This window comes from Vibrio gangliei (assembly GCF_026001925.1).
Lineage (GTDB): Bacteria > Pseudomonadota > Gammaproteobacteria > Enterobacterales > Vibrionaceae > Vibrio > Vibrio gangliei.
In genome coordinates this window covers 1,360,501-1,385,730 of record NZ_AP021869.1, presented here as the reverse complement: position 1 = coordinate 1,385,730, position 25,230 = coordinate 1,360,501, and the positions used below count along the sequence as shown (strand labels likewise).

Below are 25,230 nucleotides of genomic sequence, written 5' to 3'. Positions count from 1 at the left end.
AGGTACGAAAGCCTGCAGTGAACGCTGCAGGCTTTAATAAATTATGAAGCATTCTTGTTTACTTTTTTCAGTCGCGTTGATACTGCCTTCCTTTGTTCATGCTTATGGTGTGAAATCGGGTGGCGAAACCAGTGTTAATAAGCAAGGCAGTAATGCCTATTCTATGCCTGCCAATAATCTGCCATTGTCAAAACGGTTAGATTTTAGTGTTGGTAATTCTTTCTTTCGCAACCCTTGGGTTCAAGCACCTTCCACTACTGATGCACGTGATGGGCTTGGCCCTTTATTTAATACCAATGGTTGCCAAAACTGTCATATCAAAGATGGGCGAGGTCATCCGCCAGAAGAAGGCGAAGATCAAGCCGTTTCCATGTTAGTTCGGCTTAGCGTGCCAGCCTTAACCAATGAGCAAAAACAACAATTGATTATAAATGGCGTCATTCCTGAGCCTACTTATGGGGATCAATTACAAGATTTTTCTCTCCCTAATACGACGCCTGAAGGGAAAATTCGCATTACTTATGAGCCGGTTACGGTTGAGTTTTCAGATGGTGAAAAAGTTGAATTACGTAAGCCAAGGCTTCAAATTCATGATCTTTCACAAGGCCCATTAGCGCCACAAACCATGCTTTCTGCTCGTGTTGCACCACCTATGATTGGGCTTGGATTATTGGAGTCGGTGCCTGATAACACCTTGTATGAGCTTGCTGAAACACAGCGCTTAGAAAACAAAGGCATAAGCGGGCGAGTCAATCAAGTGTGGGACGTTGAAATGCAATCGACCGTTGTTGGGCGTTTTGGTTGGAAAGCAGGACAACCCACTTTAATTCAACAAGATGCTGCCGCTTTTAATGGCGACCTGGGCTTAACCAGCGCTTTTTTTACACAGGAAAATTGCAGTAGCAAACAGCCTATTTGTGCAGACTTACCAAATGGTAATAGTGAGGATGAACAGGTCGAGGTGAGCAAAAAAATCCTCAAATTTGTTGAGTTTTATTCTCAGCATTTAGCAGTACCTGTTCGTAGAAATCTTGATGACCCTAGCGTACAAAAAGGACAAGCTGTTTTCGAACAAGTGGGCTGCAATTCATGTCATATTCCAACGCTCAAAACAGGAAGCAGAGAATCTCTACCGGCATTATCGAATCAAACCATTCACCCATACACCGATCTGCTTTTACATGACATGGGAGAAGGGCTAGCCGATAACCGACCTGAGTTTTTGGCAACAGGTAAAGAATGGCGCACCCCACCGCTATGGGGAATTGGCTACACCGAAGAAGTGAATGGGCATACCTACTATTTGCATGATGGCCGCGCACGTAATTTGATGGAAGCGATTCTCTGGCATGGTGGTGAAGCGCAAACTTCCAGAGATGCGGTTCTAAATCTCACACAGTCGGAGCGTACGGCGCTGATTGCATTTTTGAATTCGTTATAAAAATACAAGATATCAACCAAGGATAGGCAATGAAGCATTTGTCTCATTTTTTAATAGCAATTTCTTCCGTGACCTTATTGGCCACACAACAAACAATCGCTGCGGAAAACAGCAGTGCTCCTATTTATCAGATTGAACTAAAAGCGGCCACACAACTTAACCGTCAAGCCAGTGAATTAAACCAAGCTGTTATTGACTACTGTCAAGATGACCAAAAGACGGGTTTAGCGCCGTTAAAGCAGCAATGGCTCGATACTGCTCAGGCTTGGATGGCGCTGCAAGGACAAGCTAAAGGACCTGAACAAGCGATTTCCCTCGGATGGTCAATGCAATTTTGGCCAGATAAAAAAGACATCACTGGCCGAAAAATGGCTCAAATTATTCAGCAGCCTGAGTTATGGGAGCCGCAAACCATTGCTGAACAGAGTGTCACCGTTCAAAGTTTAGGTGGGCTGGAGTGGCTGTTATATGACGAGAAATCGTCTTTTGCCCAAGGCGATAAAAATGCATGTTCATTGGCAAAAGCCATTAGTCAGAACTTTAATCACAATACCCAAAAGATAGTTACAGCATGGCAGAAAAACCCTTGGCAAGGCTATTCAGCGGCGCAGTGGCAATCTGAATATTTTGGCTTACTCAATAATCAGATGGATTACACGCTGCATAAATTACAGCGCCCAATGGGAAAGATTGGTCATCCTAAACCCTATTTTGCCGAGTCATGGCGTTCACAAACATCGCTTGTACATATCAAGTCGAATCTGGTTGCTATGAAAGCTTTATACCAAGCTGATGGTGAGCATGGGCTGGATGCATTACTAAGAGCAAAAGGGGAAAGTGAGCTAGCGGATAGAATTGTTCTACATTTTGAGCAAGCTATCGCAACGTTGCCAACTAGCCCATCTTTGTTTACACAGCTGCAAACGAAAGAGGGTTATAAAAACATGATCGCTCAATACAACAAACTAGAGTATGTGCAGTATTTGCTGCAACAAGAAGCGGCTGTCGCACTCGGGATTGTGGTCGGTTTCAATTCTACCGATGGAGACTAACTTGGAGCATTGGCAACGTACCCGCAGAAACCTACTAAAAACTGCGTTATACGGTGGTACTTGTTGGCCTTTACTGAAGCTTGAGTCTGCTATTGCTCAAGCAGTTGATAACTCAACAAATATTCGCCAGCCAAGACTGATTGGAAACAGCCTTTCACCGAATGGGCAGTTTTACACCGTAGTGGCGGATTGGCAAGGTCATCCTATTCACTCTGTGTTACTGCCAGAGAGAGCACACGGTATTGCGATTAGTGACCCTAAAATGAACAGCAATACAGAAGCGGTGGCATTTGGTCGAAGACCGGGAACCTTCATGCAAGTGTTTGATTATCAAACGGGTGCAATTCGTCATCTCGTGAGTGCCAGTGAACATCGTCATTTTTATGGGCATGGTGTATTTAGTGCCGATGGACAATATTTATTGGCGACGGAAGGGATTAGGCAAACCAGCGAAGGCGTGATCGGGATCTACGATGTTAATCAAGATTATAAAAAAGTAGAGGAATGGCGTGGTTTTGGGATTGGTCCACATGAAATTATTCGTCTTAATGACGGCAGTTATGCAGTTGGTGTGGGAGGCGTGCATACCGATGGTAGAACCGCTAAAAATCTAGATTCGATGAAACCGAGTCTGGCACGACTGAGCCAAACGGGTGAAATACTAAGTCAAGCGAGACTGCCTGACCATAAGTTGAGTATTCGTCATTTGGGCTATAACCAAGACGATATCATTTTATGTGGCCAGCAATATCGTGGCGAACCTAGTGATTATCCCTCTTTAATTGCCATGCAAAAGGAACATGGCAAGCTAATAGAGTTACATGCAGAGCCAGAGCAGTGGGCCCGATTTAATCATTACATCGCCAGTATTGCGGTGATTGAAGATTATGTATTAGCGACTTCACCACCTGGAAATTGTTACGGTATTTGGTCTTTATCACAAAATAAATTGTTGGAATTGAAGCCGTTACCGAGCGCGTCCGGCGTTATCTCGAATAACGAACAGTTTTATGTTAGCTCGGGGGCTGGAGAAGTAATTGTACGTTCTCCTCAAGGCAACATTAAAAAATCGAACAGTCAGATTTATTGGGATAATCATTGGAATTTGATTCCAGCCTAGGAGAGTAAATGAAAATTAAAGTTTTTGGTAACTTACTACTGATTGGTCTATTTACTAGCAAAGTACAGGCGGCAGTACTGAACAATTGGTGCATCAAGTCCTTAAGCAAAACCTTCATGCCTCACAACAAGAAGATGTAGATGCCTATATGGCGACCATGCATACACAATCTTTAGTTTGGACTCCAACTAAACATCAAATTGAAATGGTATTTGATAACTTCGATCTAACTTACCAATTAGATCAGTTCGATTTTGTTGCGCAAGATGATGAATACGCTTACGCCAAAATTTGGATGACAAAGACAAAAATTTCAGGTGGGCAATTTAAGAATAATCGCGTACAAGCTCTTGTGGTGTTTAAACAAGAAAATGGAGCTTGGAAAGTTTGGTCTCAGGCAAATATGCAAATTAAATACCTCGACTAAATCACGGCTTGTCAAAGCAGGGGCAGGCTGTCATAGTTTGGGCAAATGCTAGAATGTCAAAGCTAGAAGAATATAGAGAGAAGTTGTATGAGCCTGAAATATCAATCTGTTCCTGTTACTCCCTTTCAACAAAATTGTTCTATTGTATGGTGCGACCAGACCATGAAAGGGGTGATTGTTGATCCTGGTGGTGAAGTGAACCATTTGAAGACGATTGTCGATACCCTTGGTGTGACATTAGAAAAAATCGTATTAACACACGGGCATTTAGACCACGTTGGTGGCACGCCGGAGCTGAAGCAAGATTTGAATCTTCCCGTGATTGGGCCTCATATCGATGATGCATTTTGGTTACAAGGCTTAATGAATCAAAGCCAGATGTTTGGTTTTCCACCTATCGACCCATTTGAGCCAACTCAATGGCTACAAGAGGGTGATAAGATTGAATTTGGTCAGGAAGTGCTAGATGTGATCCATACTCCAGGCCATACACCGGGTCACGTTGTTTTATACAGCCAATCGGCTAAAATCGCTTTTGTGGGCGATGTTTTGTTTAATGGCGCTATTGGCCGTACCGATTTCCCGAAAGGGGATTATCAAACCTTGATTAACAGTATTAAAAACAAATTATGGCCATTAGGTAACGACGTACGATTTATTCCTGGTCATGGACCTGAATCGACGTTTGGCCAAGAACGTAAAACTAATCCATTTGTGGCTGATGAAATGCCGCTTTATTAGTTAACTGAAGTTTAGTTTATTGTATTGCTAATAACCCGTATTGAGCCATTAGTTGGGTATAGTAAATATAAATAGATTACGAGTGACCGGTATGGCTTGCCGCTAAGTAACGACGAGCTATACCCACTAAATCATCCTTAGCAATGGTTAGGTCATTCTCAGAAATAAATATATCGTATCCCCACAATTGCTTTTGTAATGCCATGCGATTTGCCATCATCGCTTGTAAGCCTTTTGCGGTTGTACCATCCTGATAGACATAGTGTTTATCATTTAAAATATGGTCTTCCAATTCTGCTTGCCGACCATGTTGCTTCAGCCCTAAATACAACAGACCTCGTTGATGTAATAATATTTTGGTAATGATTTTGGGGCTCATTTTTTCTATAAAAGGTTGATAGTTTTTTATTTCAATACCAACCCAAGGAATAGAAGTCGTCCAATCTTGTATTTGATATTCCACTACGCCAATCCGGCGGACATTACTCCATTGTAATACCCAACCACCACGGTAAAAATGTTGTTGAAAATGGCTTTCAGTCAAGGTTAATCCTAACTGTTGACTATAGACATATTCTTTAATTGCGATGATAAAAAGTAAGCAAGAAATAAAAAATAAACCTGCCACTTTGGTATTGAGTTTGCTATCGATGTAAAAAGTTAAGCTGATCAAGAGAGCCCAAATCAAATAGAGAAGCCATTTTGAAATTTGGGGTTGAGGTTGAAATAAATGCTTAGTTTGCATACAGACTCTTTACTTGATGAATGAAAAAGTATGACTAGCTATAGAGTATAGCTCCGATGATTTACCTCATAAAACCATGAGAAATATGACATAGTAAAATAGTTTTTTTAACGAAAATGAGCGGAATTCAATTAAATTGGAATAAATTCGGCTAATATTTCAGCAATGACTGTAAATTTGTTTTAGATTTTGGTATAAAACCGCCCAACATTTTTTACCACACTATTTTTAGTGTTTTGTGGAGAACTTCAATGAGACTTGCACATAAGCGCAACGTACAACTTAAACTAAAAAAGAAAATCAAAGCAACTAAAGCCGCAACAGAAAAAGCGGTGAAAACAGTTAAACCAAAAGCTGAAAAAGCGGTTGCTAAAGTAAAATCTACAACAGCGAAAGTTGAAAAAGTAGCCAGTGCGGCAGTTGAAGCAGCAGTAGAAGCGTCAAATGATGTGAAGCTGACGCCCAAGCAACAACAAGTTTTAGATATTGTTGCAGCAAATGCTGATGGTATTAGTCCAAAAGAGATCGGGCTAGCGGCTGGTCAAGAAGATGCGAAAGCGGCTGCTTGGGCGACCGGTGGTTTGAAAAAACTTGCTGATGAAAACTTGGTAGTGAAAGAGCAAGTTGCTGGTAATAAAGTTATCTATAAACTAGCTTAATAACTGAATCTTTTTAAAAACCTTCCTATTGTTAGCAATAGGAAGGTTTTTTTATACCCGATGCTTTCTTTGGCAAAGATAAACTAGTATTAATAGCTTATAGATGGGTTAGAACAGCCTTCTTTCATAAGCATTTTCTTAGAAATATTGATTCGACCTCGAAGTAAATTTCTGTTGTTCAGTTCTGTGTTTGGTTTGTTTTTTACTCTAACAATGACAGTGTTGGTGATTAATTGAGCTATTGACAGGCGAGAGGCAGGTTTTTATGGATATTTTTTATCCTGACGTTAGAATTTATCACCCAAAACGAAATGTTCATCACAATTATTTGTTTAGATGACAAATGATTATTGCGTTTGGTGGGCAAAATTGTCACGAATGACGAGGTTTTATGACTAAAGGTATAGATAAATACAGTATAGACAGTACCGACTATACAGTTGGGCAAGATAATGTCCAAAAATGGGGATTCGACGTTCATAACGTTGTTTTCGTTACCAGTGCAGGATTAACGATTCTTTTCTTACTTGCTGTTCTCATCTTGGATCCCGCCACGGCTAAAAGTGCATTAGACGGTGTAAAGAACTCTATTATTAATAACTTTGATTCACTGTTTATTTTAGCCGGCAATTTCTTTGTACTATTTTGCTTATTCATGATCGTGTCACCATTCGGCAAAATTCGCCTTGGTGGTAACGATGCGGTTGCAGAGCACAGCTACTTATCATGGTTAGCGATGCTATTTGCGGCAGGTATGGGTATCGGTTTAATGTTCTGGAGTGTGGCTGAACCGGCTGCATATTTTACTGATTGGTATGGGACACCACTCGCTGTTACGCCTAACACGCCTGAAGCTCAAGACTTGGCATTAGGTGCAACCATGTATCACTGGGGTCTACACCCGTGGGCGATATACGCTGTTGTGGCATTATCTTTAGCTTTCTTCGCCTATAACAAAGGTCTGCCTCTTTCGATTCGTTCGGTTTTCTATCCAATCTTGGGTGACCGCACTTGGGGCTGGGCTGGCCATATCATTGATATCTTGGCGGTATTGGCAACGTTATTTGGTCTCGCGACTTCATTAGGTTTTGGCGCACAACAAGCGGCCAGTGGTATAGGGCACGTCTTTGGCATAGATTCTGGTGTCGAACTACAACTGATCATTATTGCTGTAGTGACAGTAATGGCTGGTATTTCTGTGTATCGAGGCATTGATGGTGGTGTGAAGCTTGTGAGTAACATCAATATGATCACCGCCTTCTTATTGTTGGTATTCATCATCGCGGTAAGTTTTTCTATCGTTATCAACACTATTCCTCAGGCCTTGATCAGCTACGTAGAAAATATCATTCCGCTGTCGAACCCGTTTAATCGTCCTGATGAAGACTGGATGCATGGCTGGACCGTATTCTACTGGGCATGGTGGATGTCTTGGTCACCGTTTGTTGGTATGTTCATTGCGCGTGTATCACGTGGCCGTACCGTACGTGAATTCTTAATTGCTGTACTGCTTATTCCTACCATCATTACTGTGGTTTGGATGGGAGCATTTGGTGGTGTCGGTATTGATCAATTGATTAATAAAGTCGGCATGCTAGGTCAGCAAGGCTTTAACGATGCCACAATGGCGATGTTTGAAATGTTCGATGCACTTCCATTGAGTAAGTTCATCTCCATCATTGCCGTTTGTTTGGTGCTGGTGTTCTTCATTAGTTCTTCTGATTCAGGCTCACTGGTTATCGATAGTATTACCGCGGGTGGTAAGGTCGATGCGCCAGTACCACAACGTATGTTCTGGGCCTTTATTGAAGGTGCGGCTGCGATGGCACTTCTATGGGTTGGAGGCTCTAATGCGATTGGTGCCTTACAAGCGGCAGCGATTTCGACCGCATTACCGTTCGTATTTGTGCTGATTATTATGTGTATCAGCCTAGTGCTTGGTATGAAAACTGAGCCTAAAGACAGCTAAGTTTTCATGACAAATAGCGATCAAACAAAAAGGTTGGCATTATCGCCAACCTTTTTTATAGCCACTTAGTTTTATATCCGCTTCGTTTTATAGCCATAGCCACTTAGTAATGAACCATTAAGATAAACACACCTTTAATACTACAACCATAAATCTTTAATCGGGGTTTCCGGCGAATAATGATGAAGGATCTGCGCTTGTAATAACTCCGCTGTGGCAATGGCATCAACTAATGCATGGTGTGGTTGATAAGAAGGAAGGTTATATCGAGTGCGACTGGTGCCTAAGCGAACAGAAGCGGGCTTTTTACCTCGAAGTTTATTCCACCAACCGCTAACGAGTTGCTGCTGTACAACCGATTCAATGGCTAATGTGTCTACCATTGGAAATAAAATGCCTTCACCGATACGCTCCATTAAGGCTCGTGAAAAAAACTGTCTTTCGATATATTGGTAGTGGACTACCACTATTTTTCCCGCTAATGCTTCTAAGACTTCATCCAAAATACGCTTTAAATCTGGCGCGTCAGACAAATCACTGTGAGTAATACCATGAATGATAACCGAATCTTCATTCAGCTTTTTACGTGGTTTCACTAACCAGTGCTTACTTTGTTTGCAGTATATGCGTTGTAAAGTAAATGGAATCAGCCCGATACTGATAATGCCATCTTTTTCGATATCAAGGCCGGTCGTTTCAAAATCGAGCGCGACGAATTCAACTTTAGAAAGCGGGGTATCTTCCGCAATCACACCAACCTGATAGAATTGCTGTAACCGAGGATCTTTAGCTGCTTGTGATTGGTGCTCAAAAAACTCATTCCAGGTTTGATTATCCGGTAACTTGGCTAACGGTACGCCTTTCTTTGTCATTATCATGATTCCTATTTTTTCTTACGACGTAATAGGCTTGATTGGTTTTCAGGCGGTGGCGTATTTTTGAATGAGTTACCGTGATAGCGATATTTCAAAAAGCTCTGAGCATTACTAAGAATTTGGAATGCATCTTTAAGGTTACGACGGTCGAAATCCGACATATTATCGGGTTCAATGTTGTTATCAGGTTCAATTTCATTTTCAACATCCAACGCTTGGTGGCGAATTCGCACCATAGAAATGTATTCCATGGCATCACGTAAATCATCGGCTCGCCCCTTGGGTAGAATCCCTGCGTCTTTAATATCATCTAAGCGTTCAAATGAATTTTGAGCGCGAGAACCAACGGCTAAGGCATGAACACGTATTAAATCGGCTAATGGAGCGGTGCCTCGGCGTTTCAGGTTGATGGAGTTATTATGGCGGCCATCTTTTTCCATCACGAAGCCCTTGAAGAAGCCCAATGGTGGTGTGCGGTTAATCGCATTACGTGCTAAACAAGCTAGGAATCGATTGTTACGACGAGCACGACGCACGATGAACCCATTGAGACTTTCTGCCCATTTTACGCGTCCATAAACGCCATCCAAATCAAAGAAAATAGAACTGTTCAATAACGCTTTTGGATTAGGGTTGTCTATCCAGTCAGCAAAACACTCTTCCCATTCTGTGCGTGTCATACGCCACATTGGATTGGTTGCCATAATATCACCAGTACACAGGTGATAACCGCAGCGAGCGAGTCCTTGGCAGACAAATTCAGATAACTTTTCGAAATATTCACCGTGAAGGTTAGCATCATAGCTGTCGTCTAAAATAATCGCATTATCTTGATCGGTGATAATCAGCTGCTCATCACGCGCCATCGAGCCTAAAGCAAGAAAACAGTAGGGAATAGGTGGCTCACCAAATTCTGTTTCAGCTAACTCAATGATTCGTTGTTTAAAACTACGGCCAATCACTGACATAGCACTGCCAATCATATGTGAATTGGCATCTTCTTGGACTAATCGAACGAAGCTATCTTTCACTTGTTCAGAGAGTGTTGATAGGTCATCGACACTTTGCTGCTGGAATATCTGATTGACTAACAACAGGCTATTTTGTGATTCGTAACGAATGATATCGCCGACTTCAACAATGCCGATAGGTTGTTTGTTTTTGAGAATAGGCAAGTGATGGACGTTACATCGTAACATCGATAGCATGGCTTCATAGATATAAGCGTTGTGATCTAACGTTATCAATTCTTGCGACATGACCTCAGAAACCGCCGTGGTTGGGTCTAAGCCTTCAGCCAATACACGCGTACAAAGGTCACGGTCGGTAATGATACCAATGACCTGAGTTTCATGGTCTTCGTCAATATGAATGGTTTCATCTGTGATCAGTAGAGCGGACACATTCTCATCGGTCATCAATTTAGCGGCTTCTTGAATGGATGCTTGCTTATCTAAACTGAAGGCTTCACGCGTAATAAGGGTTTTTACTTTTGAGGTCGTGAGATCGTTAGCGTTTTTATTATCAGAGATAGCCTGCTTAAGTCGTGCATTGTGTTCAATTTCAACGAAATCGGCAAAGGTGTCTTCGGTTTCGTACAGCTCGTGGAAAACGTCTGCTGGGATACAATATATTAGTGAATCAACAGTCGCAGTCGCAGGCAGGCGTACTTTACCATTCATCAATAAACCCATTTGTCCGAAAATATCGCCTTCGTCTAAGCGGTTATAGAGTTCACCACGGCGACGGTAGATTTCAACCACACCAGAGCGAACCATATAAAGATCTTGAATGTGGTCACCAAATTGAATGATAGGGGTATTTTCACGGTAATAAGATATTTCAGTATTACTCGCGACATAGGCTAATTTTTCTTCTGATAATGAATCGAAAGGCGGATATTGAGCGATAAAATTTTGTATTTCTAGTAATTCAGCTTCCATGATAACCACGACTGCTTGGGGTCTGCTGACCTTGGTGTAAGTGTAAGGTAACTATAGGAAATTGAGACAAGAATCTAAAGCATTAATCGCAGTATCTTTTTCTTAATGAGCGAAAATCTACTCATCTTAACTATTTGCCTTTACAAATTTATCCTTAATGGCGACGCCAAGCATGGTATTTTTCGAGCAAACTTAACAAGGTTTTAGGTGCATGCTTACGTTTCCATTCACCTGCAACGTATTTATTTCCCTCAGCCCATGTTGGATAGGCGTGAATGGTCCCAAGTATTTTATTGAGTCCTAAGCCATGCTTCATCGCTAAGACAAACTCAGCCATGAGGTCGCCAGCATGTTGTGCCACAATGGTGACGCCTAAAATGGTGTCTTTGCCTTTGGGGGTAATGACTTTAATGAACCCTTTGGTGCTGCTTTCGGTAATGGCTCGATCCAGCTCTTTAAATTCAAAGCGGGTGATTTCATAGTTGATACCTTGTTGTTGCGCTTCCATTTCATTTAAACCGACGCGTGCAATCTCTGGATCGATGAAAGTTGTCCATGGGATAACACGATAATCGACTGTAAACTTTTTCACCTGACCAAATAACGCGTTGACTGAGGCGTACCAAGCTTGATGTGCCGCAACGTGAGTAAATTGGTACGGTCCGACTATATCACCAGCAGCAAAAATATTGGGGTATAAGGTCTCTAAATACTCATTAGTTTGAATCGTACGGTGAGTTTCTATTCCAAGTGTCTCTAAACCATAACCCTCTAACCTGGCCGTGCGTCCTACAGCACAAATCAGCTGATCAAATTCAATATCGAATTCACGGCCTTGATTCTGAACAATCAGACGTTTATTGGCACCCGTCTGTTCACAGCGCAAGGCTTTATGCCCTGTGAGTACATTGACGTTATTCTCTTTGAGGCTTTTAACGGCCAGTTCTGAAACTTCTGGATCTTCACGTATTAGTAAGCGTTCCGCCATTTCAACTTGGGTAACGTGAGATCCTAAGCGGGCAAATGCCTGTGCTAGTTCACAACCAATCGGGCCTCCACCTAAAACAACAAGGCGCTTTGGTGGCGTATCCAACTGAGAAAAGCGTTGCCACAAAGTATCACTGGTGACATAACCCACATCATCCAACCCTGGTAGTTCTGGGACAAATGGATAAGCACCGGTAGCAATAATGATGCTGCGAGCGGTTAAACGTTCACAAGCGCCATCTTTACCTTGTATTTCTACTGTCCACGGGTCAATGAGTTTGGCGTAGCCTTGTTTTACTTCAACACCTAAATGGGTATATCGCTCAATACTGTCATGTGGCTCAATTTGCTTAATCACATCGTGCACACGTTGCATCACTTGTTTAAATGAAAAACTCGGTTCATGTTTATCTAAGCCATATTGTTCAGCCTGACGCATATTTTGCGCCATTTGAGCACTTTTTATTAATGCTTTACTAGGTACGCAGCCAAAGTTTAAGCAATCACCACCCATTTTATTTGCTTCAATCAAGGTGACTTTTGCTTTCACTGTCGCTGCGATATAACTGCTAACTAACCCTGCGGCCCCCGCACCAATAACGATTAAATTACGGTCGAACTGTTTCGGCTTTTGCCAATTTGCATACACGCATTTTTTCTTAATGTACTGAATCACTTTGTTGGCGATAAGTGGGAATAGACCCAATAAAATGAATGAAATGATAAGGTTAGGGGATAAGATACCGCCTAGGCTTTCAATTTGAGCCAACTGGGTACCGGCGTTAACATAAACAATCGTACCGGCTAGCATTCCTATCTGGCTGACTAGATAAAAAATTAGTGTTTTCATCTTAGTTAACCCCATTACGAGATTAATCAAAAAGAACGGGAATAATGGAACGAGCCGTAATGTAAATAAGTAAAATGCGCCTTCGTTTTTAATGCCATGATTGATTTGTTTTAAACGTTCAGAAAATCGATTCTCAACAGAATCACGCAAAATATATCGCGCGACTAAAAAAGCAAGTGTCGCACCAATGCTCGATGCGAAAGACACTAAGATCACTCCGTAAGTTAACCCGAATAAAGCACCCGCCGCTAAAGTTAAAATGGCAGCACCAGGTAAAGATAAGGCTGTAATCACGATATATAGGCAAAAGAAAATGGATGCCATCAAGATGGGTGAGTGTTGTTGCCAGAGGATGAATTCATCCATACGTAGCTTTAACCCCTGGAGCGTCAGAGCATCATTCAAATTGAAATGAAAAAATAGAGAAATCAAAATCAACGCAGCAATGAGTAAAGTGATTTTTTTTAGCATCAATAAGCCTAACAACAATTATTGGAAGTAATAAGAAGACACCATAAAGAGCAAAAAACTTTCACTAATAGATGAAACCGCTCATAGTAATTAATAAAAAAGGCCAGCATGATGCTGACCTTCAGGAAGTTAAGACATAAGTTTATAAAACGGTAATGTTATAAGAAGATAACGGTTATAAAACCGCCGCAATACCTTTACATAATGGGCCCATATTGCTCTTTGTCATGCCTGCAACACTGATGCGTCCAGATCCAACAATGTAAATGGCAAATTCTTCTTTTAAGCGTGCTACTTGTTCTTTACTTAAACCTGAGAATGAGAACATACCATTTTGTGCTTCAATGAAACTGAAATCTTGAGTTACGCCTTCGTCTTTAAGAGTCTGTACAAATAGGGTACGCATCTCTTGAATACGGTCACGCATTTCAGCCACTTCCGCTTCCCATTCCGCACGTAGCGACTCATCGTTCAGGATATGTGTCACGACTGCTGCGCCGTGCGCTGGTGGGTTAGAGTAGATAGAGCGAATGATTTTCTTCACTTGCGAAAATGCAGTGGTTGCGGTTTCAGATGTTGCTGCAACCAAAGTGAAAGCGCCAACACGCTCATTGTAAAGACCGAAGTTTTTAGAGAATGAGCTAGCAACAAGAATTTCATCACAGTATTGCGCGAATGTGCGTAGACCTGCGGCATCTTCTTCAACACCTTTCGCAAAACCTTGGTATGCAAAGTCAAACAAAGGTAACAGACCTTTATCGGCACACAGTTTAGCAAGCTGTTCCCATTCTTCTGCTGTTGGATCGATACCTGTTGGGTTATGGCAGCAACCATGTAGAAGAACGACATCACCTGCTTGTGCATCCGCTAGGCTAGCTAGCATCGCATCGAAGTCTTTATCGTGTGTTTCTGCGTTGTAGTAGTTGTATTGTGCCGTTTCAACACCCGCAGCGGTAAATACGCCTACGTGGTTTGCCCACGTTGGATTGCTGATCCAAATCTTCCCTGCGTTTAATTCACGTTTGATGAACTCACCTGCAACACGAAGAGCGCCGGTACCACCTGGTGCTTGTGCTGTTTTTGCTCGTTTTTCAGTAACGATTTTAGAGTCAGAGCCGAAAAGTAACTTTTGAACCGCAAGGCCATATTCAGCGGTACCTTCGATAGTAAGGTAAGATTTGGTCTTTTCCGATTCAAGCAATGCTGCTTCTGCTTTTTTTACCGTTGCAAGAACAGGGGTTTGACCCTCTTCATTTTTGTAGATGCCAACACCAAGGTTGATCTTCGTTGCACGAGAATCGCTTTTAAATTCTTCTGTTAAGCCAAGAATGGGGTCAGCGGGTGCAGCAGGTACTTTTTCAAACATAATTCCGTCCATGTAGATGAGTAAATAATTCGATTATTTATACCGTTATACGCCAACGGTTACAACCGTAAATCATACTTAACATGCAGTTTGATTTATATCAGTTAAGTCATTCAAAACAAGCGTAAACTTGTGGTGTAATTATTGAGGAGCTGAATGTGTTTACTAAATTGCCTAAATGGGTGGAATATGGGGCATTTACTTTGGCGCTGATCGCCGGAATAGTAAATGCTATTGGACTATTGGGATTCGAACATCAGGCCATTTCTCATCTATCCGGTTCGATAACTCTGATTGGAGTTAGTGTGGTACAAGAGCCTAAACATGCCTTGTTTCTTGTTGGGCTAGTGTTCAGCTTTGTCATAGGTTCTGCTCTGTCAGGGATACTGATTTCCGGTGAAAGTTTAAAATTAGGCCGTCATTATGACTCAGTACTGTTTATCGAAGCTTTTTTGCTGACATTAAGTGCGATCTTGCTTGATCTGCATATCAGCTTAGGACTTTGTCTTGCTTCAATGGCATGTGGTTTACAAAATGCATTGGTCACCACTTACAGCGGTGCGGTCATTCGTACGACACATTTAACCGGTATATTTACAGATCTTGGCTTAATGATCGGTGGACGATTAAAAGGGCAACCCGTTAATCACCGTAAATGCGTGATGTTTGTCGTTATAATCAGTGGCTTTGTTTGTGGTGGAATTATTGGCGCAATGAGTTTTTCACATTTTAATGTTATCTCGATGAGTTTACCGGCCAGCATGTGCTTTTTACTGGGATTAGGTTATCGGATTTATCGCCAAACGCATAAAAATTAGAACAATTCTTGGGTTTGTTAACAGTTTTTAACAATATTTTCCGTTACGTCATGACACAGTATTCGCTTAGGTTTACTATTTCGCTTTCACGGATGAAATACGGAAATAATAATTATGACGCCACGCGCAAAATCTTATTTGAATCATTACCTTTTCTCTTTAAACGAAAGCAAACGGCGAAGCTATACCTCATTCAGTGCTGATTTTTTATGTGCAACTGAAAAAGATGCTAATGACTGTGCCGAACTCATTGTTAAGGGTGAAAAAACCGCAACGTGCAGCTTGGAATATTGGTATGAACAAGCTGATGTTTCCATACCTGAAATCGGCCATCTGCAAGTGGTGTTAAATTGGGCCGGTGAGCCGCAATGCATTATTGAAACCTTAGAGGTCTTTGAAGTGCCATTTAATCAAGTTACCGCGGAGTTTGCCTTTGAAGAAGGTGAAGGGGATAAATCACTTGAATATTGGCAGTCAGTACATCGAGAGTTCTTTACTCAAGAGTGTTTGCTAGAGGATATGGAATTCGATGAAAACATGATTTTAGTCTGCGAGCGTTTCAAAGTCGTTTATCCCTAAGGTAAATTCTCTAAGGCTTACCATCTTTTAGTTACAATGTCACATTTATAGGCATTACCTCCTAGGTATATTTATCTCTTGGTAAGTTGATTTACCATATTTCCATTATTTCGAACTCATTTTTAAAGAGTAGGTTCAGCACTTACTCTTTGTTTTACTTTTATTAGGTGCAAAATCATGTCATCAATCCGTCACACTAAGCGAATGTCATCGAAGAAAATCCGTCATATGGGATTATTGATTGTTGGTGTTATGTTATTGGCGGCTAATTTGCGAGCGCCAGTGACCGGTGTCGCACCTATGATTGACATGATTTCTGAGTCATTTAGCTTATCGGCGACTCAAGCCGGCTTTTTAACAACACTGCCTTTGATTTTCTTTGCTTGTTTCGCACCGCCAGCGGCTTTGTTGACTAAAAAGTTTGGTGTTGAATTAACCATTTTTGCGGCACTGGTTTTGATCACATTCGGTATCGTTGTGCGCTCATTAGGTAGTGTGGAATGGTTATTCATCGGAACTGCAATGATTGGTTTAGGCGTTTGTATTGGAAACGTATTGTTGCCCATTATTGTGAAGCGCGATTTCCCGATGAAAGTGGCGTTAATGACTTCTAGCTACGTGCTGGCAATGGGGGTGGCGTCAGCATCGGCTTCTGCATTTTCCATTCCTTTAGCGCAATATCATGATCTTGGCTGGCAATGGTCATTAGCCGCGTTATCTGTGGTGGGCTTAGTAGCGATGGTAGTATGGTTGCCACAATTGGCACATAACCAAAAACCAAGCAGTGTGAATTCCAGCTCGCAGGTCAACGTGAATTTGTGGACACAGAAACTGGCGTGGCAAGTCGCATTTTACTTAGGCAGCGGATCATTTTTTACTTACACGCTGGTGGCTTGGCTACCGAGCATCTTAGCGCAAAGTGGTTACAGTGCATCTGAAGCGGGAGTGATACACGGGGTATTCCAAATTGGTACCGCGTTACCGGGGTTGTTTGTTATTCCTTTGGTAGCGAAACTATCTGATCAACGTTTACCTGCGGTGGGTATCTGTGTGATTGCAGGGCTTTCCACCGTCGGTTTACTGTATTTACCACAACTGGCTTATATGTGGTCTTTCTTATTGGGTTTGACCTCTGGTGCTTGGTTTATTCTTGGCTTGTCCTTTATCAGCTTTAGAACCTCCAGCCCAGTACAAGCTACGACGCTTTCTGGCATGGCTCAATTTCTTGGTTATTCTCTAGCGGCGATAGGACCAATGCTGGCAGGTTATTTACATAGCTTGAATGATGGTTGGATTGAAGTGATGGTGATGATTGTGTCGATTTGTTTAATTTCATCATGTTTAGGGCTTTTTGCCGGCAGAAATATCGTTATTAATGAAAAGTAACATCATTAATTTGCTTCAATAACGTTGGCTGAAGTTAAATCTATTGACCATTAAAAAAGCCTGCTCAATGTGAACAGGCTTTGAATCATTTAATATTCTAATCGTAAAGATGATGTAGATTAGAAGTTTGCGCTACGTGGTGTACGTGGGAATGGGATCACGTCACGCACGTTGCCCATACCTGTTACGTAAGACACAAGACGCTCGAAACCTAGACCGAAACCTGCGTGTGGCACAGTACCGTAACGGCGTAGATCGCGATACCAAGACATATGCTCAGGCTCAATGCCCATTTCACGCATGCGGTTATCGAGGATATCCAAACGCTCTTCACGTTGAGAACCACCAATGATCTCACCAATGCCTGGTGCTAGAACGTCCATAGCAGCTACCGTTTTACCGTCGTCATTCAAACGCATGTAGAACGCTTTGATGTCTTTTGGGTAGTTTTTAACGATAACAGGCGCTTTGAAGTGCTCTTCGGCAAGGAAACGCTCATGCTCAGAAGACATATCGATACCCCATTCAACAGGGAATTCGAACTCACGGCCAGAATCTAGTAAGATTTGAATCGCATCGGTGTAGTCAACTTGAGCAAAATCAGAAGAAACAAATTGCTCTAGACGAGTGATTGCTTCTTTATCAATACGTTGAGCAAAGAACTCAAGGTCATCGCGACGCTCTTCAAGTACTGCTTTGAACACGTATTTCAACATGTCTTCAGCCAGTTTTGCTACTTCGTCAAGTTCAGCAAATGCCACTTCAGGTTCAACCATCCAAAACTCAGCCAAGTGACGGCTTGTGTTTGAGTTCTCAGCACGGAATGTTGGGCCGAAAGTGTACACTTTACTTAATGCACAGGCGTAAGTTTCTGCGTTTAGCTGACCAGAAACCGTTAGAAATGTTTCTTTACCAAAGAAGTCTTCGTTGTAATCCACTTTACCTTCATCAGTACGTGGTAGGTTTTCCATGTCCAACGTTGATACACGGAACATTTCACCTGCGCCTTCAGCATCAGAAGCGGTGATCAGCGGCGCAGAAACCCAGAAATAACCTTGTTCGTGATAAAAGCGGTGAATGGCTTGAGACAAACAGTTACGAACACGCGCTACCGCACCAATAACGTTAGTGCGAGGGCGTAAATGCGCCACTTCACGCAAGTATTCGATTGAGTGACGAGTTTTCGCCATTGGATAAGTGTCAGCATCTTCAACCCAACCAACGACTTTAACTGCTGTCGCAGCAAGTTCGAAATCTTGACCTTTTGCTGGAGATTCAACGATTTTACCCGTCACTTCAACAGAACAGCCTGTTGTTAGTTTTAGGACTTCATCGTTGTAATTATTTAACTCATTAGGGACCACGGCCTGAATCGGGTCGAAACAAGAGCCGTCATAAATGGCAAGAAAAGAGATCCCAGCTTTGGAATCACGACGTGAACGGATCCAGCCGCGGACAGTCACTTCACTGTCTACCGCTAATTTCCCGCTTAGTACGTCTGTTACAGGCGCGTAAGTCATTTTGTTCTCCATAAACACACCGCAAGCAATGGAGCGGCGTAAACTATCAAATTAGGTGCGACATAAAATTATCACAAGTATTCGACATATTACCCATCACAAGCCTAGCTTCAACCTTTATTGCACATTAATTTCTATTTTTAATGCTTTAAATCGAAATTGAAGTGATAACAGCCAAAATATACATAAAAAAACAAGCAATCTGTCATTTAGTCGGTCTACAATGAAGACAATAAATTATTCGCTAACATTTGAATAAATAAGGGGGAAGGGTGTCCTTTCGATTATTATGTGCAAGCGCAATGGTTGTGACTGTATTGTCTGGTTGTTCGACCATAGGTGGCGATCAAGTTTCTGTTAAGTCAGCTCAAGATGTGAATGATCACATGACCTTTAAGCGCGATCCAATTACTCGCAGCTTAGACTTACAGACAGATTCATACTGGGCGAAATGCGAAGAAGAATGGGATGGCTTGGGCTACCGCTACCGCACTTCCGTTTATCCAAGTGGTAAGCAACAAACCCAGCTTTATATTCGATTGAAATCTTCTCAAGGACCGTATTCTATAAATAAAGCGTTTGATGAGTCGGGTGATAATTATTCAATCGAAACCTATCAGCCAGAAACAAAATCGGATTCAGTGGTGTATGAAAACTTTGCATTGAACTTTACACCACAGCAATTGAAAAATGCCAGTGAAGGGCCGTTGGTGATGTATTTGAAAGGGGATAACCACAACTGTACCATTACGGTTGAGCAACCCGTAAGTTATGCATTCTGGTTAAATCTTGAAGAACTGATGAAACAGGTTGATGCAGGGCTTGCTGCACAAAAAGAGAATCAAGATACAGAAGCAAATACAACCACCTCAAATTAAACAAGAATAGATATTATGACAATTACTCGTGTTAACCCATGTGCCCGTTGGTCTGATGTGACCGTTTTTAATGGTATTGCCCATTTTGTTGAAGTGCCTGAGAGCGATCTTAGCGCAGATATCAGAGGACAAGCTAAGCAAGTGTTTGCTCAAGCCGAAGAAATGTTAGTTAGCGTGAATAGTGACAAATCTCGCATTCTATCTTGCACCATTTATTTAACCGATTTTGCCAATATTGAAGCATTCAATGAAGAGTGGGAAGCTTGGTTGCCAGAAGGGAGTGCACCAAGTCGTGCTTGTGTGAAAGCGGAGTTAGCGAATCCGAAGTATTTGGTTGAGATCGCGTTTGTAGCAGCAAGTTGCTAAAAAGTAAAAAGTTTTTATTTAGCGTTGGCAATAATTCGATGCAAGGCAAATATAGTATGGCTTTGCATCGATATTACATTATTCCTAAGTAACGCTATGCCAATCTCTGGGTATATATGGCTATATTACTTCATTCCCTGAAAGGCGATTTTCTAGGAAAGCTTGGATGTTGCCAAAGGTTGTTTCAGCTATGTTAGATAGGGCTTCGTTAGTTAAGAAAGCCTGATGGCCTGTGAATAAAACATTATGACAAGCTGATAAACGACGGAAAATGTCATCGGTAATAATGTCGTTTGATTTATCCTGAAAAAATAGTTCTTTTTCATTATCATACACATCTAAGCCTAAGGCACCGATTTTGCCCACTTTTAGTGCTTCAATTGCATCTTGAGAATCTAATAACCCCCCTCGACTGGTATTGATAATCATGACATTGTCTTTCATTTTATTGAATGAGTCAGCATTGAGTAAACGTTTGTTTTCTGCTGTCAATGGGCAGTGTAATGTAATTACATCCGAGTTTTGATAAATGTTGTCCAAAGAAGTGTAAGTTGCACCAATTTCGGTAGCCAGATCATTCGGATATGGGTCGTAGCAAAGAACTTGCATCCCCAGTCCTCGTAAAATTCTAATTGCTGCAAGTCCAATTTTACCAGTACCGATTACACCAGCAGTTTTTCCGTAGAAGTTAAATCCGGTTAATCCTTCAAGCGAGAAATTGGCATCACGAGTTCTTTGGTAAGCTTTATGGAAGCGGCGGTTTAAACACATCATCATTCCCACAGCATGCTCCGCAATGGCTTCAGGTGAATAAGCTGGTACACGAACAATTTGCAATCCGAGTGTTTTGGCTGCTTCTAAATCTACTCGGTCATAGCCTGCACAGCGCATTGCAATTAATTTTGTGCCTTGCTTTGCTAGTTTCTCTAATACGGGCTGGCTAAGATCATCATTAACAAATGCACAGACTACTTGTGAACCCTCAGCTAATGAAGCCGTTTTTTTATCAAGTTGAATAGGATAAAAATGACATTCGTACTGATAAGAAGAGTTTGTTTTCTGGAAGGATGCTTCATCATAAGATTTTGAACTAAAAATAGAAATCTTCATGTGTGTCTCCACTGTAAATATTGTGATATTTACTATGCACAATATTAAACAATTCTACAAAGATTAATGAGAACTATTTTGCATTAAAGAGTTTGCTTTATTAACGCAATAAGCAGCATTGGCATAAAGTGCAATGAAATTTCATTCGATTAAATAAGGCGCGCCAGATAGTGACGCGCCTTGTTAATTAAGGACAGTAGGGAGGAACCCGATCTAAATCCAAACAATACGGAATTTAAGTACGTGCTAACGTTAGCAGATCACTTTGATTGCTAGTCCACCTTGTGACGTTTCGCGATATTTGGCATTCATGTCTTTACCAGTCTCAAGCATGGTCTCAATCACTTTATCAAGCGATACGCGTGGTTCTGATGAACGACGAAGCGCCATGCGACTTGAGTTAATTGCTTTTACTGCCGCAATGCCGTTACGTTCAATACACGGGACTTGAACTTGGCCTGCAACTGGGTCACAGGTTAAGCCTAAATTGTGTTCCATTCCGATTTCAGCCGCCATGCACACTTGTTCAGGGCTACCACCTAGCAATTCAGCTAAGCCAGCCGCTGCCATTGAACATGCCACACCCACTTCACCTTGACAGCCCACTTCCGCGCCTGAGATAGAGGCATTCTGTTTGTATAAGCCACCAATAGCGCCAGAGGCTGCAAAGTAACGAATATAGTCTTTTTCAGTGACGGGTTGAATGAACTTGTCATAGTAAGCAAGAACCGCAGGGATGATTCCACAAGCGCCATTAGTTGGAGCGGTGACAACACGACCGCCAGCGGCGTTTTCCTCGTTCACGGCAAAGGCGAACATGTTGACCCAATCGATTACCGCCATAGGATCGGTTGAGGTATTTGATGACGTCATGAGTTGCTGGCGCAGGGCTGCGGCACGGCGTGGTACGCGCAGTGGACCAGGTAAAATGCCTTCGGTACTCATTCCTTTTTCCATGCAATCACTCATGGTTTGCCAAATGTTGGCAAAATACGCTTTCACTTGTTCTTGTGAATATTGTGCACTTTCATTCTTCATCACTAGTGTGCTGATAGACAAACCATGCTCTTTACACAAGTTAACGAGTTCGGTTGCAGTATTGAACTCATAAGGCACCTGAACTTTGGATTCTATTTTTTTACCAAAGTTTTCTTCATCAACAATAAAACCACCACCGATAGAGTAATAGGTTTTAGAGTAGACAACATCGTCATTCACCCAAGCATGAATGCTCATACCGTTCTCATGCAGTGAAAGATTCGTTCTGTGGAAGTTCATTCCACCGTCTTTTGGGAATGAGACCGTGTGGCTATTCAGATTTACTGGCAATTGTTCAGTTTGTTCAACTTGAGTAATAAAGCCTGGAATAGCGTCAATATCTACGTGTTCTGGCGTATTTCCTGCCAGACCCATAATAATAGCGATATCAGTATGGTGACCTTTCCCTGTCAGCGATAATGAACCGTAAACATCGACAGTAATCTTTGTAATATCTTGCAATCGATCTTGAGCAGTTAGGTCGTCAATAAATTGCTTACCGGCTTTCATTGGTCCAACTGTATGAGAGCTAGAAGGACCGACACCAATTTTGTAGATATCAAAAACACTGATCATGTTATTACCTCGAATAAGCCTCGACAAACGAGGCTTTAGTGTTATTCATACTGCTTAGAACAGCTTATTGTTATTCAGCAATTAATATTCTGGCTTATGCATTGACTAGCTAAATTATAGTCTACAAACCATATTTCTAGCGTCATAGCTTAAAAGGAGCCGTAGATTACAGAAGTAATCGCTGCAACACCACAAATTGCTGTAAAGATTTGTGCAAAAGTTGAGGTTTTGAATTTTGCCATCGCAGGGGCTTTACGCATCGCATAAATCGGCATGATAAACAGGATCGCTGCAATCATCGGTGCGCCCATAGATTCAATCATTCCTAAGATACTAGGGTTAATGATAGATATGACCCAAGTTGTGACGACAATGAACAAGAGTGAAACTTTGTTAACTTTTGTTTCTGAAAGGTTGGTGCGTGATTTTACCAACCCAACTAAGCCTTCATGCGCCCCTAAAAAGTGACCGAAATAGCTTGAAGTGATTGCTGCAAATGCCACGATAGGACCTAGGTATGAAATTAATGGTGAAGAATGAATATTCGCAAGGTAAGACAGCACACTGATATTTTGCGCTTGCGCTTCACTAAGTTGAGCTGGAGTTAACGATAGCACGACAGAAAATACAAAGAACATCACGAATGCCATCAACATTGTCGCTGCACCGCCAGTGATCATGTCGGTTTTTTTCGCTGCGTTGTCACCATAAACACGACGCTGTTCTTTCGAGAACTGGCTGATGATTGGACTATGGTTAAACGAAAACACAATGATTGGAATCGCAAGCCAAATGACTTTTGGCATTTCAGCCCAGTTAGGCGTAACTTCTGCCATGGATGTATTCCATTCTGGAATTAAGAAAATAGATAGCGCAAGTAAAATAAATACCAATGGGTAAACCATCATGGATGTGACTTTAAGCATGAGATCTTTGCCGAAAATCACGCCGCAAGTCATTAAAGAAATTAATGCACCAGACAACAGCCAACGAGGAATCGATTCAAAGCCCAGTTGGTTAACTAAGAATGAATCAACCGTATTGGTTATGCCCACACCATAGATTAAAACAATAGGGTAAATCGCAAAAAAGTAGGCAAAAGTGATGATTGTCGCGCCCGTCTTACCAAAGTGTTCTTCCACCGTATCGGTAATATCAGCATCAGGGTTTTTAGCTGAAAGCACAAAGCGCGCAAGCCCTTTATGTGCAAGCCAAATCATCGGCATTGCAATAATGGCCAAAATAACAAGAGGCCAAAAGCCACCAGCACCCGCTTTAATTGGAAGGAAAAGAACGCCAGCACCGACCGCGGTACCGAATAATGATAAAACCCAAGAGAAATCTTGGTAGGTCCATTTGCTCGACGCTGGCACATCCACTTGTGCAGGATTAATGGTTTTTGTTTGCATAGTTAATTCTCTAAAATATTGGGAACAGGAAGAATTGGCGAGGATTATCCTTATTTATCCCAATAAAAATAGGATCAAAGTCAACTATTTCATCGAACGGGAGATAAGTGTTCTATAACTTGCTACGCATCACGAAATAGTAACAATTCACATGAGAAATATTTATGCGAATACTTGTCGAATATAATCCGAAAGCTGGAATTGGTTACCAACCAATCAAATCGAGGAAAGAAAGAGGAAAGAAAAAGCAGAAGTTAGCTCATCACTTCTGGAGAATGTGATGCTATTTGTGCAAGGTTTGTTACATCGAGCTGAATTTGCAAGGCTTGAATGATTTGTGCTGTCACACCCCAAATAAAGTGCTGTTTGTAGTTAATAGCAAAAATTTGATGTGAAATACCTTTTATTTTCATCTTGCGAATATAAAGATTACGTGGATCAAACAGATATTGCGCGGGTACTTCAAAGACAGAATCAACCTCGTTGCGATCGATTTTACTGTGGTAAGGCGCATCAACGATGGAGATAAAAGGAGTCACACTAAATTGGCTGATGGTAGTCAGTGGGGGCAATTGGCCTATCAACTGAACCTTATTGGGCTCTAAGCCAATTTCTTCATGGGCTTCGCGTAATGCCGTGTTCGATAATGTTTTATCAAAAGGCTCGAACTTACCGCCAGGAAAGCTGACTTGTCCGGGATGATGTTTAAGATGAGAGGCGCGCTTAGTCAAAATGACGGATAAACCTTGAGGTCTATCAACGCAAGGTATCAACACGGCGGCTTTACGAAGTTTGGCATGATTCAAATGCGCCACACGCTGCAGACTTTCTGTCTTGTATGCTTGAGGAATATGTAATGAAAACTGGCGCAATAAATCTTCTTTATTCATACACACTCCCCAAG

22 protein-coding genes are annotated in these 25,230 nt (G+C 41.8%); 12 read left to right on the top strand and 10 right to left on the bottom strand.

Annotated features, from left to right (window positions below; translation table 11 throughout):
- Positions 1–43: 43 nt before the first annotated feature.
- The 5 genes from Vgang_RS06300 (at position 44) to Vgang_RS06280 (ending at position 4,781) form a co-directional block, all read left to right on the top strand.
- Complete coding sequence (locus Vgang_RS06300; RefSeq protein ID WP_105901981.1) at positions 44–1,441, top strand: di-heme oxidoreductase family protein; 1,398 nt, start codon at positions 44–46, stop codon at positions 1,439–1,441.
- 29 nt (positions 1,442–1,470) lie between these two features.
- The gene (locus Vgang_RS06295) at positions 1,471–2,493 is read left to right on the top strand and encodes an imelysin family protein (RefSeq protein ID WP_105901982.1); all 1,023 of its coding nucleotides are present in this window, start codon (positions 1,471–1,473) and stop codon (positions 2,491–2,493) included.
- Positions 2,474–3,613 carry a DUF1513 domain-containing protein gene (locus Vgang_RS06290; RefSeq protein ID WP_406708303.1) on the top strand — a complete coding sequence of 380 codons (1,140 nt, stop codon included), beginning with the start codon at positions 2,474–2,476 and terminating at the stop codon, positions 3,611–3,613. Before Vgang_RS06295 ends, Vgang_RS06290 begins: the two co-directional genes overlap by 20 nt.
- Positions 3,614–3,701: 88 nt before the next feature.
- Complete coding sequence (locus tag Vgang_RS06285; RefSeq protein WP_105901984.1) at positions 3,702–4,040, top strand: hypothetical protein; 339 nt, start codon at positions 3,702–3,704, stop codon at positions 4,038–4,040.
- Positions 4,041–4,127: 87 nt separating this feature from the next.
- The gene (locus Vgang_RS06280; protein WP_105901985.1) at positions 4,128–4,781 is read left to right on the top strand and encodes an MBL fold metallo-hydrolase; all 654 of its coding nucleotides are present in this window, start codon (positions 4,128–4,130) and stop codon (positions 4,779–4,781) included.
- Positions 4,782–4,857: 76 nt separating this feature from the next.
- Here the strand turns inward: Vgang_RS06280 and Vgang_RS06275 are convergent, their stop codons facing one another.
- On the bottom strand, positions 4,858–5,526 hold the full coding sequence (locus tag Vgang_RS06275) for a DUF2982 domain-containing protein (RefSeq protein ID WP_105901986.1): 669 nt from the start codon (positions 5,524–5,526) through the stop codon (positions 4,858–4,860).
- Between the two features lie 251 nt (positions 5,527–5,777).
- Between Vgang_RS06275 and Vgang_RS06270 the strand changes: the two genes are divergently transcribed.
- Complete coding sequence (locus tag Vgang_RS06270; protein ID WP_105901987.1) at positions 5,778–6,185, top strand: MarR family transcriptional regulator; 408 nt, start codon at positions 5,778–5,780, stop codon at positions 6,183–6,185.
- Positions 6,186–6,576: 391 nt separating this feature from the next.
- Positions 6,577–8,154 (top strand): BCCT family transporter, encoded by a 1,578-nt coding sequence (locus Vgang_RS06265; RefSeq protein ID WP_105901988.1) that lies wholly within the window; start codon positions 6,577–6,579, stop codon positions 8,152–8,154.
- A gap of 140 nt (positions 8,155–8,294) precedes the next feature.
- On the opposite strand, the gene Vgang_RS06260 is transcribed toward Vgang_RS06265, so the two are convergent.
- The 4 genes from Vgang_RS06260 to Vgang_RS06245 form a co-directional block, all read right to left on the bottom strand.
- On the bottom strand, positions 8,295–9,026 hold the full coding sequence (locus Vgang_RS06260; RefSeq protein ID WP_105901989.1) for a 3'-5' exonuclease: 732 nt from the start codon (positions 9,024–9,026) through the stop codon (positions 8,295–8,297).
- Positions 9,027–9,037: 11 nt separating this feature from the next.
- A complete protein-coding gene (locus Vgang_RS06255; protein ID WP_105901990.1) occupies positions 9,038–10,972 on the bottom strand; it encodes a DUF294 nucleotidyltransferase-like domain-containing protein in 1,935 nt (644 codons plus the stop codon).
- A 154-nt stretch (positions 10,973–11,126) separates the two neighbouring features.
- Positions 11,127–13,280, bottom strand: coding sequence for an FAD-dependent oxidoreductase (locus Vgang_RS06250; RefSeq protein ID WP_105901991.1), 2,154 nt, complete (start codon positions 13,278–13,280; stop codon positions 11,127–11,129).
- Between the two features lie 175 nt (positions 13,281–13,455).
- The gene (locus Vgang_RS06245; RefSeq protein WP_105901992.1) at positions 13,456–14,646 is read right to left on the bottom strand and encodes an amino acid aminotransferase; all 1,191 of its coding nucleotides are present in this window, start codon (positions 14,644–14,646) and stop codon (positions 13,456–13,458) included.
- A 158-nt stretch (positions 14,647–14,804) separates the two neighbouring features.
- On the opposite strand from Vgang_RS06245, the gene Vgang_RS06240 reads away from it, so the two are divergent.
- The 3 genes from Vgang_RS06240 (at position 14,805) to Vgang_RS06230 (ending at position 17,429) form a co-directional block, all read left to right on the top strand.
- Positions 14,805–15,464, top strand: a complete 660-nt coding sequence (locus Vgang_RS06240; RefSeq protein WP_105901993.1) for a YoaK family protein — start codon at positions 14,805–14,807, stop codon at positions 15,462–15,464.
- A gap of 114 nt (positions 15,465–15,578) precedes the next feature.
- A complete protein-coding gene (locus Vgang_RS06235) occupies positions 15,579–16,043 on the top strand; it encodes an ASCH domain-containing protein (RefSeq protein ID WP_105901994.1) in 465 nt (154 codons plus the stop codon).
- 177 nt (positions 16,044–16,220) lie between these two features.
- Positions 16,221–17,429 carry an MFS transporter gene (locus Vgang_RS06230; protein WP_105901995.1) on the top strand — a complete coding sequence of 403 codons (1,209 nt, stop codon included), beginning with the start codon at positions 16,221–16,223 and terminating at the stop codon, positions 17,427–17,429.
- Between the two features lie 119 nt (positions 17,430–17,548).
- On the opposite strand, the gene asnS is transcribed toward Vgang_RS06230, so the two are convergent.
- A complete protein-coding gene (gene asnS / locus Vgang_RS06225; RefSeq protein ID WP_105901996.1) occupies positions 17,549–18,949 on the bottom strand; it encodes an asparagine--tRNA ligase in 1,401 nt (466 codons plus the stop codon).
- A 272-nt stretch (positions 18,950–19,221) separates the two neighbouring features.
- On the opposite strand from asnS, the gene Vgang_RS06220 reads away from it, so the two are divergent.
- Positions 19,222–19,827, top strand: a complete 606-nt coding sequence (locus Vgang_RS06220; protein ID WP_157946018.1) for a hypothetical protein — start codon at positions 19,222–19,224, stop codon at positions 19,825–19,827.
- Between the two features lie 15 nt (positions 19,828–19,842).
- Positions 19,843–20,193 (top strand): RidA family protein, encoded by a 351-nt coding sequence (locus Vgang_RS06215; RefSeq protein ID WP_105901998.1) that lies wholly within the window; start codon positions 19,843–19,845, stop codon positions 20,191–20,193.
- A 120-nt stretch (positions 20,194–20,313) separates the two neighbouring features.
- On the opposite strand, the gene Vgang_RS06210 is transcribed toward Vgang_RS06215, so the two are convergent.
- The 4 genes from Vgang_RS06210 to Vgang_RS06195 form a co-directional block, all read right to left on the bottom strand.
- On the bottom strand, positions 20,314–21,303 hold the full coding sequence (locus Vgang_RS06210; protein WP_105901999.1) for a 2-hydroxyacid dehydrogenase: 990 nt from the start codon (positions 21,301–21,303) through the stop codon (positions 20,314–20,316).
- Between the two features lie 252 nt (positions 21,304–21,555).
- Positions 21,556–22,917 (bottom strand): L-serine ammonia-lyase, encoded by a 1,362-nt coding sequence (locus tag Vgang_RS06205; RefSeq protein WP_105902000.1) that lies wholly within the window; start codon positions 22,915–22,917, stop codon positions 21,556–21,558.
- Positions 22,918–23,066: 149 nt separating this feature from the next.
- Entirely contained in the window at positions 23,067–24,326 is a 1,260-nt protein-coding gene (locus Vgang_RS06200; RefSeq protein ID WP_105902001.1) for an aromatic amino acid transport family protein, read from the bottom strand.
- Positions 24,327–24,580: 254 nt separating this feature from the next.
- Positions 24,581–25,216, bottom strand: a complete 636-nt coding sequence (locus tag Vgang_RS06195; RefSeq protein ID WP_105902002.1) for a CoA pyrophosphatase — start codon at positions 25,214–25,216, stop codon at positions 24,581–24,583.
- Between the last annotated feature and the right edge of the window lie 14 nt (positions 25,217–25,230).